The following is a 23246-nucleotide window of genomic DNA, read 5'->3' as shown; positions in this document are numbered from 1 at the left end:
TCGGGCAAAGGAGCTTTTCGATGGCCAATTGGTCCGATCCCCGGCCGAATGCCGCGCCGTTCGCTACGGCCGCCGTGACGCGCACCAGCGCGTACGACGCGGGTCTTCGTTCATATATGCTCGGCGTCTACAACTACATGGCATCGGGCATCCTGCTGACGGGCATCGTCGCACTCGGCTTCGCCATGAGCGGCCTGGCCGCGCAGGTCTTCGTCGGCGGCGGCATCCTGAAATGGATCATCACGCTTGCGCCGCTGGGCTTCGTCTTCGCGATGAGCTTCGGGCAGCAGCGGATGAGCTTCTCGACGCTGCAGGCGCTGTTCTGGGGCTTCGCGATAGTCATGGGCCTGTCGCTGTCGACGATCTTTCTGGTCTATTCGCCGCTGGCGATCGGCCAGGCGTTCTTCGCCAGCGCCGCGGGCTTTGCGGCGCTCAGCATGTATGGCTATGTCACCAAGCGTGATCTGACCGCACTCGGCAGCTTCCTGATCGTCGGGCTGGTCGGCCTGATCGTCGCCAGCATCGTCAACCTGTTCGTCCAGTCTGGTCCGCTCGGCATGGTGATCAGCGCGGTCGGCGTGCTGATCTTCGCCGGACTGACGGCATATGATACGCAGCGCACGAAGAGTATGTACCAATATGTCGCGGGTACTCCCGATGAAGGCCGCGCCAAGGTGATGTCGGCGCTGTCGCTGTACCTCGACTTCATCAACATGTTCCTGTTCATCCTTCGCCTGTTCGGCAGCAGCCGAAACTAGGCGATCGATTTGCGGCAAGCGGGCCCGGTGGAGCGATCCGCCGGGCTTTTTTTGCTGGAACCGCGGTCGTCGCCCGCACGTTTTTACGGTCAAGGCAGATCTACAGGAGACGGTATGGCAGACGACAAGCTGATCGACCTGGAAGACGAGGGTCCGTCGTCCGATGCCGGCCGTGACGAGTCGATCGCGAAACGGCTGGAAAGGGATCCGGACAACAAGGATGCCCGGCTGGACGCATCGCTTGATGAATCGATGGATGCGTCCGATCCGCCGTCGGCGACCCAGCCGATCCACGGCAACGACCCGCCGAAGTCGTCGGGGTTCGACGAGGATGCGGAACGCCGGCGCGACGCCTGAATTTCTTGCCGTTCAGGATCGGCACCCGGCACGCAGGAGCGTGTCGGGTGTCATATGTCATGCGTTGCCGAAATCCCTCAATCCACCCGCGATGTGACGCCGGGACTCGGCTCGTCGCAAAGCTTGTTGCGTTGCAGCAGCGTTTGTGATGGCTTGCTGAATGTCGGACGACAGCGCGTTAAGCATGGCGTTAACCATCTGGGCGCATGATCGATATGTGGTTGTTGCGGGGTGGAGACGATGGCATCCAAGAACAGACCGGCGGAAGGCGCGATGACGCTGGCCGAGATCAAGGAATTTGCGGGCTTCGCCTCGTCGACGCAGCGTTATGTCCGGCGATCGCTGGACATCGGCCTGGAGCGTGAGGATGCGATGTCGCGCTGGTCGCGGGACGTGATCGAGGCGGCCAGCATCCGTGCCCAGGCGCGCGTCTATGAGCGGCTGGGCGACATTCGCGGGACGATCCCCGACGACAGCGGACTGGACGCGATAGAGGGCTTCATGGCGCCGCTGATCACCGTCACCGCCTTCGATCTCGGCCAGGGCAGGCTGACCACCTTTTCGGCCTATCGCTTTCTCTACGAACGATTGGTCGGGGCGGGCGTGCGGCCATGGCTGCCGGGCGCGTTCTGCGCGGCGGCGGCATTGCCGCATCTCCATCCCGAGTTGCGCCGCAAGCTGCTCCAGTCGATCAGCGAGGCCGCGGCGACCGCGTCCGGCTGGTCGAACCGCCAGCCGAGCTTCTTTCCGGCCTGGGTCGAAAAGGTCGACACGGGCGCGTCGCTGCCGAATTGACCGCCGGGTTCGGGAGCTGGTGGAGCTGAGGGGAATCGAACCCCTGACCTCTGCAGTGCGATTGCAGCGCTCTCCCATCTGAGCTACAGCCCCGCTCCTTCCCGGTCACCCGGGAGCGGTCGCCTTTAGCGGCGAACCGGGCGCTGCGCAACATGACCGTTATCGTCATTTTTCGCGGCCCAACCACCCAGATCGGCGGCCGCCGCCCCCTGCATAAACCTCAATGCGGCCAACCCACCCCCCCCCCCCAGGATTAGGCGACGGTACCGGCGCGGGTTGTCCCAGCGCGTTCAGCCAGATCGGAGGGAGGTGGATTTCCGGTATGCCCGGAGCCGCCGGAAAGTTGGCCCGGGCAAAGGCGAACAGGGAACGCGCGCGCGTCGCCCCCGGCGTGTCGGGCGTCGCACCGACCCAGCGCCAATGCCACGGCTCGTACATCATGCCCTGGACGTTGCCGTTGGGGAACGACAGTTCAAATCCGAATTCGGCGGCATGCGCCAGCAGCCAGCGCCCCGCCGGCAGATCAGCGATGCAATCGTTCAGCACGTTGCGGCAGGCAGCCGTCAACGGCCCGACCGCGATGTCCAGCGCAAAGCCGGTGGCGTGCTCGCTATAGCCGGGCGGCGCCGATGACCGCGCCCGCTCGGCCGCGTCCCGGCACGCGCGGCCCGGACCGATCTTGCTGCAGAAGATCGTCCGCTGATAGCTGATGCTGCGAAAGCACGACAGACCGCGGAACGCCCCCGCAAAGCCGGCGACCCGGGCGGCGGCGACCAGCCGGACGATATCGGCGGCCGGCTCGCGCTGCATGAGACAGGGCTTGCCGATGCCGAAGGGGATGACCGGCACCAGCTCGCCGGCGGGGGCTTCGGCATAGGGGATGTGGCCCAGGAGGCGGCCGTCGGCCCCGGGGGTGACGGCCTGGCCCGAGCATAATTGCACTGGCGCCAGCGCGAGCGCCGCGGCCGGCAGGACAACGGCCAGCCACGCGCCGAGCTGCATCGCCATCCTTGCCAATTGCCGCATCGCCCGCTCCTGCCAGCCAGTGTCCACTGGCATGAGCGCACGGGGAGTGGCAAGGGGCTGGCATGCTGGCCGATCGTGTCCTGTTCCTCGATGGCGAGGCGTTGGTAATCGACAAGCCGGCGGGGCTGGCGGTCGATCCGCCACGCGATGGCGGGATCAGCCTCGACAACCACCTTGACAGCCTGACGCTGGGGTTCAAGCGCTGGCCCATGGCGGTCCACCGGCTGGATCGCGATACGTCCGGCTGCCTGCTCCTGTCGCGCAACCCGAAGGCGCATGCAAGGTTACAGCAGGCGTTCGAGGTGAACCTGGTCGAGAAGCGCTATCTGGCGGTGTTGGAGGGCGTGCCGGCCGAAAGCGATGGCGTGGTCGACCTGGCGCTGGCCAAAATGTCCAGTCGGGAGGCCGGCTGGCGGATGGTCGGCGATCTCCGCGGCAAGACGGCGCGTACCGCGTGGCGGGTATTGCGGACTGACGGCGGCCGGGCGCTGGTCGAGTTCCGGCCAACGACCGGGCGCACGCACCAGATCCGCGTTCATGCCGCGGCCGCGCTGGGCGCCGCGGTGGTCGGCGATCCTATCTATGGCCGCGCCGATCCGCAGGGGATGCTGCTCCATGCGGCCGACCTGGTCGTCCCGCGCGCCGGCAAGCCGCCGGTGGCAGCCACCGCCCCGCTGCCTGATCGCTTCGTCCAAGCGGGCTTCGGCCATGGCTGAGCTGGAGGAAGCGATCGTCGAGGAACGCTTTCTCGCCGCGACCGGCCCCGGCGGGCAGAACGTCAACAAGGTGGCGACCGCTGTCCAATTGCGGATCGACGTGTTCCGACTGGGGCTGGCGCCATTCGCCTATAAGCGGCTGAAGGAACTGGCCGGTAGCCGAATGACCGCCGCCGGCGAATTACTCATCACCGCCCGGCGGTTCCGGACGCAGGATGCCAACCGTACCGATGCGCGTGCCCGGGTGGCTGCGTTGATCGCCGCGGCACATGTCCGGGCGCCGAAACGCGTCAAGACCAGGCCGAGCAAGGCTGCCCGGGCCCGGCGGATCGACGAGAAGAAGGGCCGCGGGGCGATCAAAGCCGGGCGCGGACGGATAATCGAGGAGTAGCCGCATGTACCAGTTCGACGTCGCCCCAGGGTTGAAGATGGAAGTGTATCGCGACCTGCTGGCCGCGGTCGATGCGATCACCACCGACGAGCCCGACGCTATCGCCAACATGGCCAATGTCGCGGCGTTGCTGTGGCAGTATCTGCCCGACCTCAACTGGGCGGGCTTCTACCGGATGGTGGGGGACGGGCTGGTGCTGGGACCCTTTCAGGGTAAGCCTGCCTGCATCCGGATCCCGCTGGGCGCGGGCGTGTGCGGCACGGCGGCGGCACGTGGTGAGACGCAACTAGTCGCCGACGTCCACGCCTTTGCGGGGCACATCGCGTGCGACGCGGCGAGCGCGTCCGAGCTGGTCGTGCCGCTGGTCGCCGACAAGTGCGTATTTGGCGTGATCGACCTCGACAGCCCGACGCAGGGCCGGTTCGACGCGGAGGATGCCGCCGGGGTCGAGGCGATCGCGCGGTTGCTGGTGAACCGACTGGCCGGCTGATCCAGAACGGGACTCGGGCAAAACTGGCGGAAATCCGCGAAATTTGGTACGCATTCCGTTAAGTATCCGGCAGCCGGCGAGCAGGACAGCGGGACAGACAGGGAGTATTTACCATGCGCAGCCCAGTATTTGCGGCAATCGCAGTCGCGTTGTCTCTCGGTGCGGGCAGCGCTGATGCGCAACGACTCGGACAGCGTAACGGTCCGCCGCCTCTTCCGCCGCAGTCGATGCCCATGCCGGCGCCGATGCCCGGGTCGCCCCCGCCCGCGCCGCGGCCGATGCCCGGGCCTATGACGAGCGGTTGGCGGGGCGGTCCGGCACCGCGCCCAATGCCCGCGCCGCCACCCGGCGGCTGGCGTGGCGGCGGCTATGGCGGCGCGAACGGCGGCTGGTCGGGCGGCGATGCCGGCGGGCCGGCGACCGGCGCGAGCAATGGGCGCTGGGGTGGCCGGATCGGTGGTTATTGGTATGGCGGCGCGCAGGCGCCGGGCGGTTGGCAGGCCTATCGGCCGCTCACTCGCGGCCGCACCTTGCCGCGCTACTGGCTGGCGCCCGGCTTCTACGTCGGCGACTATTCGATCTACGGGCTGACCACGCCGCCGCCCGGCTATTACTGGTCGCGTTATTATGACGACGCCGTGCTGATCGATCGAAACGGCCGGGTCTATGACAGCGTCGGCGGTCTTGATTGGGACGGCTATGGCGACGACTCTGCCTATGGCGGCGGCTATGCCGAGGGTGCCGGGCAGGACGGCTATCCGGGCTATGGCGCATCATACGGTCGTCCGGGTGGGTATCCGGCGCCGCTGCCGCCAGTCGCTTATCGCTCGTCTACCTATACCACGACCAGCGGCAACGGAGGCTATGTCGCCGGCGGTTATTACTTCCCGCCGACCACGACTGTTGTCGTGACCGTCCCGTCGCCGGTCGTGACCACCACGACCACCACCGAGTTCATCACCGAAACCGCCTATGTCGCGCGGCGCAAGACCTATCGCGCGCCGGTCAAGCGCAAGTGGCGGCCCGCGGTGCGGCGGTGTACCTGCACCTGCGCCTGCCGCTGATCCGGCACAGGAGAACCGGGTAGCGGGGGGCGGTGCCGGTACTCGGCTCAACTCAGCCGATCGATCGCCTCGCTTACCAGGCTGCCGGGGATGATCATCACCGGCACGGTCAGTTTGCCGGCATCGGCGCCGGTGAAATGGGCGACCAGCGGGCCCGGCGCGCCGCTGGCGGCTGCACCGAGCACCAGCGCCGCAATATCGGGATTGCCGGCGATGATCTCGCGGACGATCTTCGGGCCGTCACCCTGGCGCACGGTGATCGCCGGAGTCACGCCCGATCCGCCGAACAGCGCGCCGGCGGCACCCGCGACAAGCGCCGCGGCATGCTGGCGCTGTTCGGCCTCGATCGTCGCCTGGACGCCGCCAAAGGCGATGAATTCCTGTGGCTCGATCAGCGACAGGATCTCGACCCCCCCGCCGGTCTTTATCGCCCGGCGTGCGGCAAAGCGCAGTGCGACCTCCGCTTCCGGGGTTTCGTCGACCACCACCAAATAGCTCCGCATCGCGCCGGCCCTGAGTTGTTTTCAGTTGCGCCGAAGCGGTAGCGGCCTGGTGTCACGGTGTCACCGGGTCGATGACCCCGGTAAGCGCAATACGGCGGTCTTGACCTCGGGGAATGGCGGGGCAAAGGAGCAAGGACGACTGCGCCCTGGAGCCACCATGCCGATCGAGATCAAGATGCCTGCGCTGTCGCCGACGATGGAAGAAGGCACGCTGGCCAGATGGCTGGTCGAGGAGGGCGATGCGGTGAAGTCCGGCGATATCCTGGCCGAGATCGAAACCGACAAGGCGACGATGGAGTTCGAGGCGGTCGACGAGGGCATGGTCGGCAAGCTCATGGTGTCGGCGGGCACCGACGGCGTGAAGGTCGGTAGGGTCATCGCGATCCTGAACGGTGAGGACGAGCAATCGACGCCTCCGGCGAAGGCCGAGGTCACCGCCAAGCCCGAAGAGAAGGTTGTCGCGGAAACGATGGCGGCGAACGCGGAGGCGCCTGCGCGGCGTCCAGCCGCGCCGCTTGCTCCTGCCGCGGCGGCGGGTAATCGCGTGAAGGCGTCGCCGCTGGCGCGCCGGATTGCCGCAGAAAAGGCGATCGACTTGGCCTCGGTGGTCGGGTCGGGACCGAACGGAAGAATCGTCAAGGCTGATTTGGCCGCCGAACGGCCTGCGGCCCCTGCTGCTCCTGCACCGACACCTGCCGCGGTTCCTTCACCGACTCCGGTCCCGGCGCCAGCCGCTGCTCCTGCGCCGCCGCCGGCGCAGGCCAGATCGGTGCCGATCCCCAACGTCCCCCACGAGGCAGCCAAGCTGTCCAACGTCCGCAAGACGATCGCGCGCCGGCTGACCGAATCGAAGCAAACCGTCCCGCACATCTATCTGACGGTCGACATCCGGATTGATGCGCTGCTCAAGCTGCGCGGCGACCTCAACCAGGGGTTGACGGCGCGGGGGGTGAAGCTGTCGGTCAACGACCTCATCATCAAGGCGCTGGGCGTCACCTTGGTCCAGGTGCCCAAGTGCAACGTGATGTTCACCCCGGACCAACTGATCAGCTTCAGCCGCGCGGACATTTCGGTGGCGGTGTCGACGCCTTCGGGCCTGATCACGCCGATCGTCGCCGATGCCGCCAACAAGGGCGTCGCTGCGATCAGCACCGAGATGAAGGATCTGGCCGCGCGCGCGCGCGACAACCGACTGGTGCCCGACGAGTATATGGGCGGCACCGCTACCCTGTCGAACATGGGCATGTTCGGGATCAAGCAGTTCGAGGCGGTGATCAACCCGCCCCAGGCGATGATCATGGCGATCGGCGCGGGCGAGAAGCGACCCTATGTGGCCGACGACGCGCTGGGCACGGCAACGGTGATGACCGCGACCGGCAGCTTTGATCACCGCGCGATCGACGGCGCCGACGGCGCCCAGTTGATGCAGGCGTTTAAGGCGCTGATCGAGGCGCCGCTGGCGATGCTGGCCTGACGCGATGCGCTGGGGGCGAACCGTGGCGGAAATTCTCCACATCATCGCCGCGCTGGTGACCACCACGGCGATTACCTCCGTGGCGGCATGGGGCTATCCAGTCGGCGCCAAGACGATCTGGGACGTCGGCTTCGTCAGCATGGCGTTCGTCCTGGGCATGGGCATAAAGCCGTTGCGCGAGGCGTGGGCGGCGGACGCGCAAGGTGCTGCGACCTAGCGGCAAATGGGAAGAAGATGACAGAGACCTATGACCTTGCGATCCTGGGTTCGGGGCCGGGCGGCTATGTCGCGGCGATCCGCGGGGCGCAGCTTGGGCTGAAGACCGTCATCGTCGAGCGCGAGCGGCTGGGTGGCATCTGCCTCAACTGGGGGTGCATACCTACCAAGGCGCTGCTGCGCACGTCGGAGGTCTATCATTACCTTACCCATGCCAAGGACTATGGGCTGACCGCCGACAATGTCGGGTTCGACCTGGAAGCGGTGGTCGGGCGCAGCCGCACGGTCGCCGGGCAGCTCAACAATGGCGTCAAGATGCTGATGAAGAAGCACAAGGTGACCGTGGTCGAAGGTGTCGGCAAACTCACCGCCGCCGACACTCTCGTGGTGCAGCGGGGCGACCGGAGCCTCGAGCTGAAGGCCAAGCACATCATCGTCGCGACCGGCGCTCGCGCTCGCGACCTGCCGTTCGCGCAGGCCGACGGCAAGCGCATCTGGACCTATCGCCACGCCATGGTGCCGACCGAGATGCCGGCTAAGCTTCTGGTCGTCGGATCGGGGGCGATCGGCGTGGAGTTCGCCAGTTTCTACAATGACATGGGCGCCGATGTTACGATCGTCGAGATGCTCCCGCGCATCCTGCCGGTGGAAGACGAGGAAGTCTCTGCCTTCATGGACAAGTCGCTAAAGAAGCAGCAGATCAAGGTGCTGGTCGGGACCGGGATCGAGGAGCTGGAGACGACCGGCGAGGGCGTCATGGCGACGATCAGGGCACCCGACGGCACGGTTGCCAGCGACACGTTCAGCCACGTCATCGTCGCGATCGGCATCGTGCCCAATACGGAAGAGATCGGGCTGGAGGCGCTCGGCATCGCGACCGAGCGCGGGCACATCAAGGTCGATGGCTATGCGCGAACCAATGTACCGGGCGTGTACGCGATCGGCGACGTCACTGGCGCGCCCTGGCTGGCGCACAAGGCGAGCCACGAAGGCGTCGTTTGCGTCGAGGCGATCGCCGGGCTGGCGCCGCATCCTTTCATCACCTGGAACATCCCGGGCTGCACCTATTCGCGCCCGCAGGTCGCCTCGGTGGGGCTGACTGAAGCCAAGGCCAGGGAGGTGGGGCACGAGGTGCGGGTCGGCCGGTTCCCGTTCATCGGCAACGGCAAGGCGATCGCGCTGGGCGAGGCGGAAGGCTTCGTAAAGACGGTGTTCGACGCCGGCACCGGCGAATTGCTCGGAGCGCACATGGTCGGTGCCGAGGTGACCGAGCTGATCCAGGGCTACGTAATCGCCCGCGAGCTCGAGACGACCGAGGCCGAGTTAATGGAGACGGTGTTCGCCCATCCTACGCTGAGCGAAATGATGCACGAAAGCGTGCTGGGCGCCTATGGACGTGCGATCCACATCTGAAGCCTCCCACCGTCGCCCGGGCTGAGCACCGGGCCCCTTCGCACCGACCGCGCGCCCTGCTAACGCGGCGCACCATGGCGACACCCCTCGACAAGATACGTAACTTCTCGATCATCGCGCATATCGACCACGGCAAGTCGACGCTCGCCGATCGCCTGATCCAGGCGACCGGGGGCCTGACCGACCGCGAGATGTCGGAGCAGGTGCTCGATACCATGGACATCGAAAAGGAGCGCGGGATCACGATCAAGGCGCAGACCGTGCGCTTGAGCTATGCGGCGTCGGACGGCGAGACCTATACGCTCAACCTGATGGACACGCCGGGCCATGTCGACTTCGCCTATGAGGTCTCGCGCAGCCTGGCGGCGTGCGAGGGCGCGCTGCTGGTGGTCGATGCCGCGCAAGGGGTCGAGGCGCAGACGCTGGCCAACGTCTACCAGTCGATCGAGCACGACCATGAGATCGTCCCCGTCATCAACAAGATCGACCTGCCCGCCGCCGAACCGGAAAAGGTCCGCGCCGAGATCGAGGACGTGATCGGGCTTGATGCGTCGGAGGCGGTGCTGGCCTCGGCCAAATCAGGGATCGGCATTCCCGATATCCTGGAAGCGATCGTCAGGAAGATCCCGCCCCCCAGGGGCGACGCCGCCGCACCGCTGAAGGCGATGCTGGTCGACAGCTGGTACGATCCGTATCTGGGCGTCGTCATCCTGGTGCGCGTCATCGACGGCGTGCTGAAGAAGGGACAGCAGGTCACCTTCATGCAGGCGGGCACGCAGCATCTGGTCGACCGGGTCGGCTGCTTCCGCCCCAAGATCGAGCAATTGACCGATCTGGGGCCGGGCGAGATCGGCTTCATCACCGCGCAGATCAAGGACGTCGCGCAGGCGCGTGTCGGCGACACGCTGACCGACACCAGGCGTCCCGCGGCGACCGCGCTGTCGGGGTTCAAGGAGGTGCAGCCGGTCGTGTTCTGCGGCCTGTTTCCGGTCGATGCCAACGACTTCGAGAAGCTTCGTGAGAGTATCTCCAAGCTTCGTCTCAACGATGCGAGCTTCAGTTTCGAGATGGAGACCAGCGCCGCGCTCGGGTTCGGTTTCCGCTGCGGGTTCCTGGGCCTGCTCCATCTTGAGATCATCCAGGAGCGGCTGACGCGCGAATACGATCTCGATCTGATCACCACCGCGCCGTCGGTGGTGTACGAGATCGAACTGACCCATGACGGCGGGCATCTGGAACTCCACAACCTCGCCGACATGCCCGACCCCAACCGTATCGAAAGCATCGCCGAGCCGTGGATCGAGGCGACGATCTATGTCCCCGACGATTATCTCGGCTCGATCCTCAAGCTGTGCCAGGACCGCCGCGGCATCCAGCAGAACCTGACCTATGTCGGCGGGCGCGCGCAGGCGACCTACGAATTGCCGCTCAACGAAGTGGTGTTCGACTTTTACGACCGGCTGAAGAGCATCAGCCGGGGCTATGCCAGCTTCGACTATCACCAGATCGGCTATCGTACGGGCGACCTCGTCAAGATGAGCATCCTGGTCAACAACGAGGCGGTCGACGCGCTGTCGATGATCGTCCACCGCGGCACTGCCGAAAGCCGGGGCCGGGGGATGTGCGAGCGGCTGAAGGACCTGATCCCCCGCCATTTGTTCAAGATCCCGATCCAGGCGGCGATCGGTGGCAAGGTGATCGCGCGCGAGACGATCGCCGCGCTGAGGAAGGACGTTACCGCCAAATGCTATGGCGGCGACGCAACAAGAAAGCGCAAGCTGCTGGACAAGCAGAAGGAAGGCAAGAAGCGGATGCGCGAATATGGAAGCGTGAGCATCCCCCAGGAGGCGTTCATCGCCGCGCTCAGGATGGGAGAGGAGTAGAGTCGCCCGACGACGAACGATTCAATACGAATGGATATACGGTATGCATAGGATGCCGGCAATCGCCCCGGCCGGCCGGCTTGCTCAGGCGCCTGATGCGGTCATGATGCCTGACGCCGACGACATCGGGCATTCCCGCCGGCCGTCAGTTCTCCTCCTGCCACCTCTGCCACCCTTCTTCGGTCGCGGCGGCCTCCCATTTCCGCTGTGCCAGCGCCATCGTCGCCTCGGCCTCGCGGCGGGCATTGGTGCGCTCGCCCATCGTTGCGCCGCCCCAGGTCGAGAGCGACGGCAGGCTGTCGGGAAAGGCGAGCGGGGGGCGGGGCGGGTCGCCTGCTTCGGCCCATTGCGCGCGGCGCAGCGTGTCGAGTTCGGCGCTGAGCGGCGAGGCGTAGATTTCCTCGGGCGCGGCGCCGGCGCGCTTGGGCGGGCGTACCGACCAGTGCGCGATCAGGTCCTGGCTGCAACCGCCAAGGTCAAGGATCAGCTCGATATGCGTGAGCTGGCGCAGCGTGAAGTCGGCCGCGACGATCTCGCCTGACAGGCGGTGCCGGCGTTCGGCGGCGACCTTGGCGGCATAGCGTTCGAGCAACCGCCCAAGCCAGGTCACCATATCGGCTTCCGCCTCGGCGCCGTCGTCCGTTGCCTTGTTCGCCTCGCGCTCGCGGCAGACCGGGCAATTTTCGGCCGCTTCGCGTTCGATCGTGGCACGGTTGCGGGTGCCGTGCGCCAGGCCGGGGCCCCCATAGCGATCGGCCAGATGGTGGCGCAGGATGAACATCAGCAGCCGGTCGTTGAACCAGCGCTTTTCGCCGACCTGCTCGCCGCGCCAATAGACCGGCACGGGCACGCCCTGCAGCGCGCGGTCGACCGCGATGTCGGCGATATGCTGGACGCCGTAATCCAGCGCGGCCGACCAGGCGGCGCGGAATTCGTCGGCGCCGGGCTGGCGCCGCAGATAATAAGCGCCTTCGGGGCTCATGTTGATTCGCGTCGCCGCGGCGCGGACCGAGCCGGTATCCGCGAGCGCCTCGATGAAGGCGCGTTGGCGCTCGGCCGTCCAGCCGTCATGGCGGTGCTTGCGGGGGACGGGGGCGAAGGCGGGGATGACGATCTCGTCGCAGGGCATGGGCTGACGGTTCTGCATGACCGAGCAAATAACCATACCGGTTCGTGTAGGAAAGCGGGTTTGATGGCGCGCCGCACGCGCCGTTGCCGGGGCGGGCGGGGTGCGATAGCGCGGGGCGGGATGGCGTACGTTGATCACCGGACCGGCCGCGGCGCCGGCTTTGCGCGGCGACGCGCGTGATCCCGCGCGAACTGATCGATGTCGCGCCCGTGCCCGGCGGCGGCGAGGAGCTTCGGCTGTTCCGGCGGGGTGGCGATTTCATGATCGTGCTCGACCGCAACGAGCTGATGAACAGCCGGATGAGCGGATCGGAGAAAGCATTGGCGGTGCTCACGCTGGAACGCCTCGACCGCCGCGCCGCGCCGCATCTGCTGATCGGCGGCTATGGCATGGGGTTCACGCTGCGCGCGGCGCTGGCCGGGCTGGGGCCGAAGGCCAGGGTGACGGTCGCCGAGCTGGTGCCGCAGATCATCGACTGGGCGCGCGGGCCGATGGCGGCGATGACGGCCGATTGCTTGGCCGATCTGCGCGTCGCGATCGTGTTTGATGACGTCATGGCGCCGATCGAGGCGGGTCATGGCGCCTATGACGCCATCCTGCTCGACGTCGACAACGGGCCCCACGGCCTGACACGGGCGAACAACGGCCGGCTCTATTCGGCGCGCGGGCTGGCCGCGGCCGGCCGGGCGCTCGCCCCGGGCGGCATCCTGGCGATATGGTCGGCGGCGCCCGATCCGCGTTTTGTCTGCCGGCTGGGCGACGCCGGCTTCGCGGTCGAGGAAATCGTCGTCCACGCCCGAGGCAACGGCAAGGGCCCGCGCCACGTCATCTGGCTGGCGACGGGGCCCTAAGGGATTTGGGACGGGTTCCCGCTTGCCGGGCATTGCGAACCGGCCTAGCGCGCAGGCGGTCCGTCAGGACCCCTGAGGTCGCGTCAAACCCGATGTTTCGTTTCATCCATCCGCCGGTCCCGACCCACGATGTGGCGCGCCGATGAACGGCGGCGTGGTCGCGACAAAGCCGTCAGGCGGCCATTGGCCCGATGCGACGATTGTGCGACCGGCGCCGCGCTGGGTACGCTTCGCCGCCCCGGTCCTGTCGGTCGCGATCATCGTCGCGGTGGCGCAAACGCTTGGGCACCACGACCTGGCCGCGATGGTCCGGTTGATGCCGGCATCGCCGCTGTTCTGGATCGGTATCGCCGTCACCCTGTCGTTGCAGCCGGTTGCCGACTTCCTGATCTTTCGCCTGTTGTGGCCGTTGCCGCCCGCCGCCCTGGCCGCCTTGTTCCGCAAGACGGCGAGCAACGAACTGCTGTTCGGCTATTCGGGCGAGCTGCAATTCTATCTCTGGGCGCGCCGCCATGCCGCGCTCATCACCTCGCCATTTGCCGGGGTGCGCGATGTCTCGGTATTGTCGGCGCTGGTCGGCAACGCATTCACGCTGGCACTGCTGGTCGCGGCCTATCCGATGCTGGCCGACATCCGGCTCGGCGCGCTGGCCGCGCCTTTATTGTGGTCGGCGGTCGTGCTGATCGGATCGTCGCTGGTGGTAATGGTGCTGCGGCGTCATCTGTTCGGCGTGTCGCCCGGGCAGTTCCGGGCGATCGCGGCGATCCACCTGCTGCGGGCGGTCATGGCGACGGCGATGATCGGCGCATTGTGGTATCTGGTGCTGCCCGAGGTCGCGATCGGCTGGTGGGTGTTGCTGTCGGCGGCACGGATGTTCGTCGGGCGGCTGCCGTTCCTGCCCAACAAGGACCTGGTATTTGCCGGGCTGGCCACGAGCCTGGTCAGCGCCGACCGTCACATCGTGGAGGCGATCGCGCTGGTCGCCGGCGTCCTGTTCGCGGGCCAGGTGGTGATCGGCTTCACCTTTGCCTTGGCCGACCTGATCGGGACGATCATCGCGCGCGGGCGACCGGCGTGAGGCGGATCGGCGAGCGCGGACGGGAATGCGGATGAGCGTCGCCGGCAATCCGATCTTCTACGATGCGTCGGGACGGCGGCGGCGGGGGTTTGCCATCGCCCTCATCGCCTTCGTCGCTCTGGTCATCGTGTCGGCGGCGGCGTTCGCGCTGTCGATCGGGATCGTGCCCGCCCAGCCGCTGCTGCCGGTCGATGCCGAGCAGGCCAGCTTCCGCAAGCTCGCCCCGCCGCGTGACACGCTGTTGAAGCGGACCGGGCGCACGGTCGACTGGTATGCGCGGCGCATGACCGGGGAGATCGGCGGCAAGGGGGCAAGGGGGGGCAGCGGCGCGCCGCTGGCCATCGCCTTCCACGTGCCATGGGACCAGAGCAGCGCGGCGTCGCTCCAGCGGCATATCGACGAGCTCGACTGGGTCATCCCCGGCTGGGTGTCGGTGACCGGCCCCCGCCACGCGATCACCGTCTTTCGCGATGTCGCGGGCCGCGCGATCCTGAACAAGGCGACGCGCCGGCCGCTGATCCTGCCGATGATCCAGAACGCGATCCAGGGTGTGTGGGATGGGCCCGGCATGGCGGCGATGCTGCACGATCCGGCATTGCGCCGGCAGTTCCTCGACCGGCTCGAGCCATGGCTGGCGCGCAACCAGGCGGGCGGGGCGTTCTTTGACTTCGAGGAGCTGCCGCCGGGCGCCCAGGCCGATTACCGGACGTTCCTGGCCGAGGCGAATGCACGGTTTGATCGCCACGGCTGGCTGATCGCGATCGCCGCGCCCGTCGGCGATGCCAGCTGGAACCTGCCGGCCTATGCCCGGATCGTCGATCGCCTGTTCCTGATGAGCTATGACGAAAACGAGATCAGCGGCGATGCCGGCCCGATCGCGTCGCAGCAATGGTTCGCGCGATCGGTCGCGATCGCCGCGCGCGGTGTACCGCGCGACAAGCTGGTCGTGGCGATCGGCAATTACGGCTATGACTGGCATGACGGCGGCGGCGATCCGGTGACCGTCGAGGAAGCGTGGCAGGCCGCGCGCGATTCGGACGCGATGCCGATGTTCGACCGCGCCAGCGGCAATTCCGGCTTCGCCTATGCGGAAGGGGCCAGCAGGCACGTCGTGTGGCTGCTCGACGCGGCGTCGGCGTACAACCAGATCGGCTTCCTGCGCCGCGCCGGGATCGGGGGCATTGCGCTGTGGCGGCTGGGGTCGGAGGATCCGGGCCTGTGGTCGATCTTCGGCCGGTCGCATGCCCGCCTGCCGCCGGCGTTGGCGATCAACGCGATTCCCGCCGGCACCGACGTCGACATCGAGGGGGCGGGCGAGATCCTGAAGATCGCCGCCGTGCCGACCACCGGCGAGCGGATCGTGACCGCCGGCCCGGGCGGCATCACCGACGTCCGCTTCACCCGGTTGCCCACGCCCTATGTCATCAACCGCACGGGCTATCGCGCGCGGGCGGTCGCGTTGACCTTCGACGACGGCCCCGACCCGGCCTGGACGCCGCGCATCCTCGACATCCTGAAGGAGCAGCGCGTGCCCGCGACCTTCTTCATCGTCGGCGAGAATGCGCTGACCGAGCGCGGCCTGCTGATGCGCATGATCGATGAGGGGCACGAGGTCGGCAGCCACACCTATACCCATCCCAACCTGGCCGGCGCGTCGCTGACCGATACCGATTTCGAACTGAACGCGACGCAGCGATTGTTCCAGGCGTTCACCGGGCGATCGCTCCGGCTGTTCCGCGCGCCCTATTTCGGGGACGCCGAGCCGACCACCGCCGATGAAATCGGTCCGGCGCTGCGCGCGCAGGACCGCGGCTACATCTCGGTCGGCCTCCACGTCGATCCCGGCGACTGGCGGCGACCGGGCGTACAGGAGATCATCGACCGCACGGTCGCCGAGGTGCTCGCCGCCACGCCGGAGCGGACCGGCAACATCGTCCTGCTCCACGATGCGGGCGGCGATCGGTCACAGACCGTCGCGGCGTTGCCGGAGATCATCCGCCAGCTGCGCGCGCGCGGTTACCGCTTCGTGCCGGTGTCGGCGCTGGCCGGACTGTCGCGCAACACCGTGATGCCGCCGATCTCGGCCAGCGACCGCACCGCCGCCCGCATCGACCTGTTCCTGTTCGGCGCGCTAGGCGCGATCGTCACCGGGCTGGGCTGGCTATTCTTCTTCGCGATCTCGATCGGCATTGCCCGCGCGGTCGTGCTGTCGGCATTGGCGCTGATCCAGGCCCGGCGCGAGAGCCGGATGACGTTCCCGCCGATCGATCCGGACCGCTTCGTCACGGTGATGATCCCCGCCTTCAACGAGGAGGCGGTGATCGAGCGGTCGGTGCGCGGCGTGCTGGCATCGACCCAGGTCGCGATCGAGGTCATCGTGATCGACGACGGATCGAAGGACCGGACCAGCGCGGTCGTCCGCGCCGCTTTCGCCGACGATCCGCGCGTCCGCCTGGTGACGCTGGAGAATGGCGGCAAGGCGCGCGCGCTCAACCGCGCGCTGGCGCTGGCCAGGGGCGAGATCGTCATCGCGCTGGACGCCGATACCCAGTTCGAGCCGGCGACGATCGCGCGGCTGACGCGATGGTTCGACGATCCGGGGCTGGGCGCGGTCGCCGGCAATGCCAAGGTCGGCAACCGCGTCAACCTTGTCAGCCGGTGGCAGGCGCTGGAATATGTCACCGCGCAGAACCTCGAGCGGCGCGCGCTGGCCAGTCTCCAGGCGATGACGGTGGTGCCCGGCGCGGTCGGCGCGTGGCGGCTGGCGGCAATCCGGTCGGTCGGCGGCTATCCGGACGATACGCTTGCCGAGGACCAGGACCTGACCATCGCCATCCAGCGCGCGGGATGGCGCGTGACCTATGACCAATATGCCGTCGCCTGGACCGAAAGCCCGGAGAGCTTTGGTGGATTGGCCAAGCAGCGTTTCCGCTGGGCTTATGGCACGCTGCAATGCCTGTGGAAGCACGGCCGGATCATCCTGACCGGACGCCCCGCCGGGCTGGCGCGCATCGGCCTGCCCCAGGCGATCGTGTTCCAGATCATGCTGGCAGCGATCAGCCCGGTGATCGACCTGGCACTGGTCGTCAGCTTCGTGACGACCTGGCTCGCGGTCGAGGCGCATGGCTGGGAACAGACCCAGGGCAGCATCGAGAAGATGCTGACCTATTGGCTGGTGTTCACGACGATCGACGTGCTGTCGGCGGTGGTCGCCTTTGCCCTGGAACGGCGCGAGAAATGGCGTCTGTTGTGGCTGCTCGTGCCCCAGCGGATCGGGTATCGCCAGGTGATGTATTATGTCGTGCTGAAGGCGATTGCCCAGGCGCTGCGCGGGCCGCTGGTCGGCTGGGGCAAGCTCCAGCGGACGGGCCGCGTGCGGGTATGAGGGCGGCGGCGCAATAACGCCTCGCGCACGTTTTGCCGGTGGCGAGCGGCAAGGGGCGCTATATGCTGCACATATGGCATCCATATTCTTCGCACGTCGCGTCTTTCTGGCCGGGCTGGCCGCAATGGCGCTGGGCGCCGCGCCGACGCCGGCGGCCCCGGTGGTCCTGGCCGCCGCCAGCCTGCAGGAATCGATGACCGCCGCCGCCCGGGCCTGGGCGGCGAAGGGGCATGCGCGGCCGACGATCTCGTTTGCCGCCTCGTCGGCTCTCGCTCGGCAGATCGAGGCGGGCGCGCCGGCCGACCTGTTCGCCTCGGCCGACGAGGAATGGATGGACGCGCTGGCCGCCCAGGGGCTGATCGTTGGTGCCAGCCGCGCCGATTTCGTGGCCAACCGGCTGGTCGTGGTCGAGCCGGCGGGCGGCCGGTCGCGTATCCCGTTGCGGCCGGCGGCGGCGCTCGGTCATATGCTCGGCGCCGGGCCGCTGGCGATGGCCGACCCCGACAGCGTGCCCGCAGGCCGCTATGGCAAGGCGGCGCTTGAGAAGCTGGGGGCCTGGCCGCTGGTGGCCGCGCGGGTGGTGCGCGCGGAGAATGTCCGTGCCGCGCTGGCGCTGGTCGAGCGCGGGGCGGCGCGGTTCGGCATCGTCTATGCGACCGACGCCCGCGCGTCGGCCAAGGTGCGCGTGGCCGGCGTGTTCCCGGCCTGGACCCATCCGCCAATCCGATATCCGATCGCGCTGCTTAAGACCGCGTCGAGCCCGGAGGCGGAGGACTTCCGCCGCTTCGTCCTGTCGCGCGAGGGGCGCGCGATATTTGCGCGGTACGGCTTTTCGGTGCCTGGACGGTGAGGAACGGTTCTTGAGCCGCATCATCGGACGGCGATGCTGACCGCCGAGGAATGGGGCGTCGTCGCGCTGTCATTGCAGGTCGGGCTGGTAGCCACGCTGACCGCGCTCCCGGTCGCGTTCGCGCTGGCATGGATGCTGGCGCGCGCGCGCCTGCCGGGCAAGATCCTGATCGAGGCGATCATCTACCTCCCGCTGGTGGTTCCACCGGTGGTCACCGGCTGGATCCTGCTGCTCGCCTTTGCCCCGGCGGGGCCGCTGGGGTGGCTGGGCGGCGGCGTGCTGTTTCGCTGGACGGGCGCGGCGATCGCGGCCGGTGTGATGGCGCTGCCGCTGATGGTGCGGGCGATGCGGCTGTCGATCGAGGCGGTCGACCGGCGGCTGGAGGGTGCCGCCCGGACCCTGGGAGCAGGGCGGTGTCGGGTGTTCCGCACGGTTACGCTGCCGCTCAGCATGCCCGGCATACTGGCCGGCGCGGTGCTGGGCTTCGCCCGGTCGCTCGGGGAGTTCGGCGCGACGATCACCTTCGTCGCCAACGTGCCGGGACAGACGCAGACATTGCCGCTGGCAATCCATGCTGCGCTCCAGCGGCCCGACGGCGACGCGATCGCGCTCCGGCTGTCGGCGCTGTCGGTCGCGGTCGCGCTGGCCGCGCTGGTCGGCTCCGAACTGCTGGCGCGGCGCATGCGTGCGGGGATGGTCCATGGCGTTTGACATCGACGTGGTGAAACGGCTGGGCGAGCGCGAGATCGCGCTGCGGCTCGCGGCGGTGGAGGGGCTGACCGTCCTGTTCGGCCCCTCCGGGGTCGGCAAGACCAGCGTGCTGAACATGGTCGCGGGGCTGCTCCGGCCGGATCGCGGGCGGATCCAGGCAGGCGGCGTCACGCTGTTCGACGCGGCAAGCGGCATCGACCTTCCGGTGGAGCGGCGTCGCGCCGGCTATGTATTCCAAGAAACGCGTCTGTTCCCGCACCTGCGCGTTGTCGGCAACCTTTGCTACGGCGCGGTCAAGGGGGCGGCGGTCGGCCGCGTGGCGGCGATGCTGGACATCGTGCCCCTGCTGCCGCGCTGGCCGCGGACCTTGTCCGGGGGCGAGGCCAGGCGCGTGGCGATCGGGCGGGCCCTGTTGAGCGATCCCGCCTTCCTGCTGCTCGACGAGCCCACCGCGTCGCTGGACCGCGCGCGCGCCGACCAGGTCGAACGCGCGATCCTCGACATCCGCGATGGGCTGGGGCTGCCGATCCTGATGGTCACCCACGACCGCGCCGAAGCCGACCGGCTGGCGACACGGGTCGTCGAGATGGTGCGGTGAGCCGCGGCCGCGGATAAAGCCCGCTTAACGCTTGACCAGTTCGACGCGGCGGTTTTTCGCCTTGCCCTCGTCGGTCGCATTGTCGGCGACGGGCCTGGTCGCGCCAAAGCCCCTGGCCTGGACCCGGTCGGGGCTGATCCCGGCGGCGATCAGCGCCCCCATCACCGAATTGGCGCGCCCGAGTGACAGCGCCTGGTTGTGGTCAGGCGATCCCGCATTGTCGGTGTGCCCCTCGATCGTCAGCTTCAGCTTGGGATCGCTGGTCATCAGCTTGACGATCTCCGCGATCAGCGGCTGGTTCTCGGGCCGGATCGCGGCCTTGTCGGTGTCGAAGGTGAAATAGAGCGCGACATGGCCCTGGCTGTCGAGGTTGCTCTTCATCTCGGCGGCTGGGATCATCCTGACCTTCACCTCAAGCGGCTTGGTCTCGACGATCGTCAGCCAGTAATTCTTGCTGTTGTCCTCCCACGGATGATAGACCTCGACCCAGATCTGGCGGGTGGGGGTGCGCACCATGTACACGCCCATCTCGTCCTCGCCGAGTTCATATTGGCCGCGGAACCGCGCGGCCTGGAATTTCAGCTTGCGGTCTTCCATCGGCTTGCCGGTGCCTTCGTAGACGGTGACCCCGCCCATGTCCTTGACCAGCTTCTCATAGCTCTTCTGGACCTGGAAGAACGAGGCGCTCGATCCCAGGCCGCCGGTGATCATCGTCCGCCCCTCGACCGGGATCAGCTTGGTCCCGTCGAAGAAGTCGGTGCGGTCATAGCCGACATCCTCCAGGTATTTCTTGTTCTCGCGGCCGGCGATGTTGACCGTGTCGAACTTCTCGTAACCGTCCATCATGCCGAAATAGGGCCACGCCCCGGCGGGTTCGGTGCCGGGCGGCGCGGATGCCGGATCGAACCCGGCGATTGTCGGCGTCGCGGCGGTGGCGGTCGCGGCCGGGGAGGGCGGGGCGCCGGCGGGGACGACGCCGTTGGTCGTCACACTGTTGGCGACGAGCGTCTCCTCGGTCGACTTGGAACATGCGGCCAGCACCGCGACGGCGGCCACCAGCGACAGCTTCAATTTCATCACGCACCCCCCCTAGAATCAATGTCGTCCGGTCGATAGCCGGACGGCCATCGCGCGAAAAGACGATAGAACGGCATCCGCGGCAACGAAAAACCGCCGCCCGGTAAATCCCGGACGGCGGTTCTTTGGTTCAACTTGCCTGATCCGCAGGTTATTCGGCGGGGTTCAGATAATCGCCCGCATCGGCATCTGTCCCGTGGCCGCTCGCGGCGACGTCGGCCAGCGGATCGTCGCCGGTGCCGCCGGCATCGCGCGCCGACCGCGCGAGTTCGGCGGCATGCTCCTCGGCGGCCGAATCGGGCGCCACCAGCGCCGCCGCCAGCGCGCGCTGCTGGACCCGGAGCGCGGCGTCGCGGCTGGACGCCGCCACGCGCAGCCGGTTCATGCCCGCGCCGGTTCCCGCCGGGATCAGCCGGCCGACGATGACATTCTCCTTCAGCCCCATCAGCGTGTCCTGCTTGCCCTGGACCGCCGCCTCGGTGAGGACGCGGGTGGTCTCCTGGAACGACGCCGCCGAGATGAAGCTGCGGGTCTGCAGCGACGCCTTGGTGATGCCGAGCAGCACGGGCTTGCCCTGCGCCGGCTGCTGCTTGGGCGCCAGCTTCTCGTTGATGGCGTCCATCTCGTCGCGGTCGACCTGCTCGCCGGCCAGCAGGGTGGTGTCGCCGCCGTCGGTGATCTCGACCTTCTGCAGCATCTGGCGGACGATCACCTCGATATGCTTGTCGTTGATCTTCACGCCCTGGAGGCGATAGACCTCCTGGATTTCCGACACGAGATATTCGGCGAGCGGCTCGATCCCGAGCACCTCGAGGATGTCGTGCGGATCCGGCGAGCCGCCGATCAGATTATCGCCGCGCTTGACGTAATCGCCTTCCTGGACGTCGATATGCTTTGACTTGGGGATCAGATATTCGACGACCTCGCCGCCATCCTCGGGCTGGATGCCGATCTTGCGCTTGGCCTTGTAATCCTTGCCGAACACGACCCGGCCGGAGACCTTAGCGATGATCGCATTCTCCTTGGGACGGCGCGCCTCGAACAGCTCGGCGACACGCGGCAGGCCGCCGGTAATGTCGCGGGTCTTGGCCGATTCGCGCGCCACGCGGGCGAGGACGTCGCCGGCCTGGACGGTGGCATTGTCCTCGACCGACAGCACCGCGCCGGACGCCAGCATGTAGCGCGCGGCCTCGCCCGACGACGTGTCGAGCAGGGTCAGGCGCGGGCGCAGATCCTCCTTGGACTTGGTCGTCGCGCGATATTCGACGACCACGCGCTGGGCGATGCCGGTGGCTTCGTCGGTCTGCTCGGTCAGCGTCTTGCCTTCGAGCAGGTCCTGATACTTCACCGTACCGCCGGTTTCGGTGATCAGCGGCATGGTGAACGGGTCCCATTCGGCCATGCGGTCGCCCTTGGTCACGACATGGCCGTCATCGAACATGACGTACGCGCCATAGGGGATGCGGTGCACCGCCAGTTCGCGGCCGTCCATGTCGACGATGGCGATCTCGCCCGAGCGGCTGAGCACGACGCGGCGCCCGCGCTGGTCGACGATCAGGCGCAAGTCGCGGAACTCGACCTTGCCGTCCGACGTCGCCTCCAGGTTCGACTGCTCGTTGAGCTGTGCGGCACCGCCGATGTGGAACGTCCGCATCGTCAGCTGCGTGCCGGGCTCGCCGATCGACTGCGCCGCGATCACGCCGACCGCCTCGCCGATATTGACGGGGGTGCCCCGCGCCAGGTCACGGCCATAGCATTTGCCGCACACGCCGATCTTGGCCTCGCACACCAGCGGGCTGCGGATCTTCATGCCCTGCACGCCGATCGCCTCGATCTGCGCGATCATCGCCTCGTCGAGCAGCGTACCCGAGGGGATGACGACCTTGGCGGTCTTGACGTCGACCACGTCCTCGGCGGTGGTGCGGCCCAGGATCCGCTCGCCGAGCGAGGCGATGGTCGATCCGCCCTGGACGATCGCGCGCATTTCCAGCGCGCGCTCGGTGCCGCAATCCTCCTCCATGACGACGCAATCCTGCGACACGTCGACCAGGCGGCGGGTTAGATAGCCCGAGTTGGCGGTCTTCAACGCCGTATCCGCCAGGCCCTTGCGCGCGCCGTGGGTGGAGTTGAAATATTCGAGAACGGTCAGCCCTTCCTTGAAGTTCGAGATGATCGGCGTTTCGATGATCTCGCCCGACGGCTTGGCCATGAGGCCGCGCATGCCGGCGAGCTGCTTGATCTGCGCCTGCGAGCCGCGGGCGCCCGAATGCGCCATCATGTAGATCGAGTTGATCGGCTTCTCGCGGCCCTTCATCGAGCCGTCCTCATATTTCTTGACCGCCTTGATCTCGTTCATCATCGCGTTGGCGACCTGGTCGCCGCACCGCGACCAGGCGTCGATCACCTTGTTGTATTTTTCCTGCTGGGTGATCAGGCCGTCCTGATATTGCTGCTCGAAATCCTTCACCTGGTCGCGCGTCT

General features: G+C 67.6%; 21 protein-coding genes, 1 tRNA gene and 1 pseudogene. 17 read left to right on the top strand and 6 right to left on the bottom strand.

Annotated elements, in window-relative coordinates; all coding sequences use genetic code 11:
- Nucleotides 1–20 precede the first annotated feature (20 nt).
- The 3 genes from ACFE7K_RS12465 to ACFE7K_RS12455 all read left to right on the top strand — a co-directional run bounded on the left by ACFE7K_RS12465 (nucleotide 21) and on the right by ACFE7K_RS12455 (nucleotide 1910).
- Entirely contained in the window at nucleotides 21–758 is a 738-nt protein-coding gene (locus tag ACFE7K_RS12465; RefSeq protein WP_375398519.1) for a Bax inhibitor-1 family protein, read from the top strand.
- 114 nt (nucleotides 759–872) lie between these two features.
- Nucleotides 873–1115, top strand: a complete 243-nt coding sequence (locus ACFE7K_RS12460) for a hypothetical protein (RefSeq protein ID WP_375398518.1) — start codon at nucleotides 873–875, stop codon at nucleotides 1113–1115.
- Nucleotides 1116–1355: 240 nt separating this feature from the next.
- Entirely contained in the window at nucleotides 1356–1910 is a 555-nt protein-coding gene (locus ACFE7K_RS12455; protein ID WP_375398517.1) for a hypothetical protein, read from the top strand.
- Between the two features lie 17 nt (nucleotides 1911–1927).
- Here the strand turns inward: ACFE7K_RS12455 and ACFE7K_RS12450 are convergent.
- Together ACFE7K_RS12450 and ACFE7K_RS12445 are read right to left on the bottom strand one after the other, a co-directional pair.
- Nucleotides 1928–2003, bottom strand: a tRNA-Ala gene (locus ACFE7K_RS12450).
- A 72-nt stretch (nucleotides 2004–2075) separates the two neighbouring features.
- On the bottom strand, nucleotides 2076–2969 hold the full coding sequence (locus tag ACFE7K_RS12445; protein ID WP_375398516.1) for a M15 family metallopeptidase: 894 nt from the start codon (nucleotides 2967–2969) through the stop codon (nucleotides 2076–2078).
- Nucleotides 2970–2998: 29 nt separating this feature from the next.
- Here ACFE7K_RS12445 and ACFE7K_RS12440 point away from each other — a divergent pair, with 29 nt between their 5' ends.
- From ACFE7K_RS12440 to ACFE7K_RS12425, 4 genes are all read left to right on the top strand, one after another.
- Nucleotides 2999–3652, top strand: a complete 654-nt coding sequence (locus ACFE7K_RS12440) for an RluA family pseudouridine synthase (RefSeq protein WP_375398515.1) — start codon at nucleotides 2999–3001, stop codon at nucleotides 3650–3652.
- A complete protein-coding gene (gene arfB, locus ACFE7K_RS12435; RefSeq protein WP_375398514.1) occupies nucleotides 3645–4043 on the top strand; it encodes an alternative ribosome rescue aminoacyl-tRNA hydrolase ArfB in 399 nt (132 codons plus the stop codon). Before ACFE7K_RS12440 ends, arfB begins: the two co-directional genes overlap by 8 nt.
- Nucleotides 4044–4047: 4 nt before the next feature.
- Nucleotides 4048–4533: a GAF domain-containing protein gene (locus ACFE7K_RS12430; RefSeq protein WP_375398513.1), complete on the top strand. Its 486-nt coding sequence runs from the start codon at nucleotides 4048–4050 to the stop codon at nucleotides 4531–4533.
- Nucleotides 4534–4862: 329 nt separating this feature from the next.
- On the top strand, nucleotides 4863–5597 hold the full coding sequence (locus ACFE7K_RS12425; protein WP_375398512.1) for an RcnB family protein: 735 nt from the start codon (nucleotides 4863–4865) through the stop codon (nucleotides 5595–5597).
- A gap of 47 nt (nucleotides 5598–5644) precedes the next feature.
- Here ACFE7K_RS12425 and ACFE7K_RS12420 read toward each other — a convergent pair whose 3' ends face one another.
- Nucleotides 5645–6100, bottom strand: a complete 456-nt coding sequence (locus ACFE7K_RS12420) for a universal stress protein (RefSeq protein ID WP_375398511.1) — start codon at nucleotides 6098–6100, stop codon at nucleotides 5645–5647.
- A 157-nt stretch (nucleotides 6101–6257) separates the two neighbouring features.
- Here ACFE7K_RS12420 and ACFE7K_RS12415 point away from each other — a divergent pair, with 157 nt between their 5' ends.
- The 4 genes from ACFE7K_RS12415 to lepA all read left to right on the top strand — a co-directional run bounded on the left by ACFE7K_RS12415 (nucleotide 6258) and on the right by lepA (nucleotide 11086).
- The gene (locus ACFE7K_RS12415) at nucleotides 6258–7574 is read left to right on the top strand and encodes a pyruvate dehydrogenase complex dihydrolipoamide acetyltransferase (RefSeq protein WP_375398510.1); all 1317 of its coding nucleotides are present in this window, start codon (nucleotides 6258–6260) and stop codon (nucleotides 7572–7574) included.
- 4 nt (nucleotides 7575–7578) lie between these two features.
- Nucleotides 7579–7791, top strand: a complete 213-nt coding sequence (locus tag ACFE7K_RS12410; protein WP_375398509.1) for a hypothetical protein — start codon at nucleotides 7579–7581, stop codon at nucleotides 7789–7791.
- A 17-nt stretch (nucleotides 7792–7808) separates the two neighbouring features.
- Nucleotides 7809–9203: a dihydrolipoyl dehydrogenase gene (lpdA, locus tag ACFE7K_RS12405; RefSeq protein WP_375398508.1), complete on the top strand. Its 1395-nt coding sequence runs from the start codon at nucleotides 7809–7811 to the stop codon at nucleotides 9201–9203.
- A 74-nt stretch (nucleotides 9204–9277) separates the two neighbouring features.
- Nucleotides 9278–11086, top strand: coding sequence for a translation elongation factor 4 (lepA, locus tag ACFE7K_RS12400; RefSeq protein WP_375398507.1), 1809 nt, complete (start codon nucleotides 9278–9280; stop codon nucleotides 11084–11086).
- A gap of 145 nt (nucleotides 11087–11231) precedes the next feature.
- Here lepA and ACFE7K_RS12395 read toward each other — a convergent pair whose 3' ends face one another.
- Nucleotides 11232–12233, bottom strand: coding sequence for a hypothetical protein (locus tag ACFE7K_RS12395; RefSeq protein WP_375398506.1), 1002 nt, complete (start codon nucleotides 12231–12233; stop codon nucleotides 11232–11234).
- A gap of 158 nt (nucleotides 12234–12391) precedes the next feature.
- Here ACFE7K_RS12395 and ACFE7K_RS12390 point away from each other — a divergent pair, with 158 nt between their 5' ends.
- The 6 genes from ACFE7K_RS12390 (at nucleotide 12392) to ACFE7K_RS12365 (ending at nucleotide 19688) form a co-directional block, all read left to right on the top strand.
- On the top strand, nucleotides 12392–13066 hold the full coding sequence (locus ACFE7K_RS12390; protein ID WP_375398505.1) for a spermidine synthase: 675 nt from the start codon (nucleotides 12392–12394) through the stop codon (nucleotides 13064–13066).
- Nucleotides 13067–13208: 142 nt separating this feature from the next.
- Nucleotides 13209–14144, top strand: a complete 936-nt coding sequence (locus ACFE7K_RS12385; protein ID WP_375398504.1) for a hypothetical protein — start codon at nucleotides 13209–13211, stop codon at nucleotides 14142–14144.
- A 31-nt stretch (nucleotides 14145–14175) separates the two neighbouring features.
- Nucleotides 14176–17529 (top strand): glycosyltransferase, encoded by a 3354-nt coding sequence (locus ACFE7K_RS12380; protein WP_375398503.1) that lies wholly within the window; start codon nucleotides 14176–14178, stop codon nucleotides 17527–17529.
- A 73-nt stretch (nucleotides 17530–17602) separates the two neighbouring features.
- Nucleotides 17603–18379 carry a molybdate ABC transporter substrate-binding protein gene (modA, locus tag ACFE7K_RS12375; protein WP_375398502.1) on the top strand — a complete coding sequence of 259 codons (777 nt, stop codon included), beginning with the start codon at nucleotides 17603–17605 and terminating at the stop codon, nucleotides 18377–18379.
- Nucleotides 18380–18412: 33 nt separating this feature from the next.
- Entirely contained in the window at nucleotides 18413–19090 is a 678-nt protein-coding gene (gene modB / locus ACFE7K_RS12370; protein ID WP_375398501.1) for a molybdate ABC transporter permease subunit, read from the top strand.
- A complete protein-coding gene (locus ACFE7K_RS12365; protein WP_375398500.1) occupies nucleotides 19080–19688 on the top strand; it encodes an ATP-binding cassette domain-containing protein in 609 nt (202 codons plus the stop codon). Before modB ends, ACFE7K_RS12365 begins: the two co-directional genes overlap by 11 nt.
- A gap of 24 nt (nucleotides 19689–19712) precedes the next feature.
- Here ACFE7K_RS12365 and ACFE7K_RS12360 read toward each other — a convergent pair whose 3' ends face one another.
- Nucleotides 19713–20765 (bottom strand): OmpA family protein, encoded by a 1053-nt coding sequence (locus ACFE7K_RS12360; RefSeq protein WP_375398499.1) that lies wholly within the window; start codon nucleotides 20763–20765, stop codon nucleotides 19713–19715.
- Between the two features lie 151 nt (nucleotides 20766–20916).
- Nucleotides 20917–23246, bottom strand: a pseudogene (locus ACFE7K_RS12355) (DNA-directed RNA polymerase subunit beta'); the annotation flags it as partial.

Source organism: uncultured Sphingomonas sp. (assembly GCF_964244265.1).
Classification (GTDB): Bacteria; Pseudomonadota; Alphaproteobacteria; order Sphingomonadales; family Sphingomonadaceae; genus Sphingomonas.
The sequence above is the reverse complement of the archived record's forward strand: the minus strand, read 5'-3'. Positions and strand labels throughout refer to the sequence as shown.

Bases quoted from the DNA above. Each gene is read 5' to 3' on its own strand.
- ACFE7K_RS12465 (WP_375398519.1), top strand. From the start codon at position 21: ATGGCCAATTGGTCCGATCCCCGGCCGAATGCCGCGCCGTTCGCTACG.
- ACFE7K_RS12460 (WP_375398518.1), top strand. From the start codon at position 873: ATGGCAGACGACAAGCTGATCGACCTGGAAGACGAGGGTCCGTCGTCC.
- ACFE7K_RS12455 (WP_375398517.1), top strand. From the start codon at position 1,356: ATGGCATCCAAGAACAGACCGGCGGAAGGCGCGATGACGCTGGCCGAG.
- ACFE7K_RS12445 (WP_375398516.1), bottom strand. From the start codon at position 2,969: ATGCCAGTGGACACTGGCTGGCAGGAGCGGGCGATGCGGCAATTGGCA.
- ACFE7K_RS12440 (WP_375398515.1), top strand. From the start codon at position 2,999: ATGCTGGCCGATCGTGTCCTGTTCCTCGATGGCGAGGCGTTGGTAATC.
- arfB (WP_375398514.1), top strand. From the start codon at position 3,645: ATGGCTGAGCTGGAGGAAGCGATCGTCGAGGAACGCTTTCTCGCCGCG.
- ACFE7K_RS12430 (WP_375398513.1), top strand. From the start codon at position 4,048: ATGTACCAGTTCGACGTCGCCCCAGGGTTGAAGATGGAAGTGTATCGC.
- ACFE7K_RS12425 (WP_375398512.1), top strand. From the start codon at position 4,863: ATGCCCGCGCCGCCACCCGGCGGCTGGCGTGGCGGCGGCTATGGCGGC.
- ACFE7K_RS12420 (WP_375398511.1), bottom strand. From the start codon at position 6,100: ATGCGGAGCTATTTGGTGGTGGTCGACGAAACCCCGGAAGCGGAGGTC.
- ACFE7K_RS12415 (WP_375398510.1), top strand. From the start codon at position 6,258: ATGCCGATCGAGATCAAGATGCCTGCGCTGTCGCCGACGATGGAAGAA.
- ACFE7K_RS12410 (WP_375398509.1), top strand. From the start codon at position 7,579: ATGCGCTGGGGGCGAACCGTGGCGGAAATTCTCCACATCATCGCCGCG.
- lpdA (WP_375398508.1), top strand. From the start codon at position 7,809: ATGACAGAGACCTATGACCTTGCGATCCTGGGTTCGGGGCCGGGCGGC.
- lepA (WP_375398507.1), top strand. From the start codon at position 9,278: ATGGCGACACCCCTCGACAAGATACGTAACTTCTCGATCATCGCGCAT.
- ACFE7K_RS12395 (WP_375398506.1), bottom strand. From the start codon at position 12,233: ATGCAGAACCGTCAGCCCATGCCCTGCGACGAGATCGTCATCCCCGCC.
- ACFE7K_RS12385 (WP_375398504.1), top strand. From the start codon at position 13,209: ATGAACGGCGGCGTGGTCGCGACAAAGCCGTCAGGCGGCCATTGGCCC.
- ACFE7K_RS12380 (WP_375398503.1), top strand. From the start codon at position 14,176: ATGAGCGTCGCCGGCAATCCGATCTTCTACGATGCGTCGGGACGGCGG.
- modA (WP_375398502.1), top strand. From the start codon at position 17,603: ATGGCATCCATATTCTTCGCACGTCGCGTCTTTCTGGCCGGGCTGGCC.
- modB (WP_375398501.1), top strand. From the start codon at position 18,413: ATGCTGACCGCCGAGGAATGGGGCGTCGTCGCGCTGTCATTGCAGGTC.
- ACFE7K_RS12365 (WP_375398500.1), top strand. From the start codon at position 19,080: ATGGCGTTTGACATCGACGTGGTGAAACGGCTGGGCGAGCGCGAGATC.
- ACFE7K_RS12360 (WP_375398499.1), bottom strand. From the start codon at position 20,765: ATGAAATTGAAGCTGTCGCTGGTGGCCGCCGTCGCGGTGCTGGCCGCA.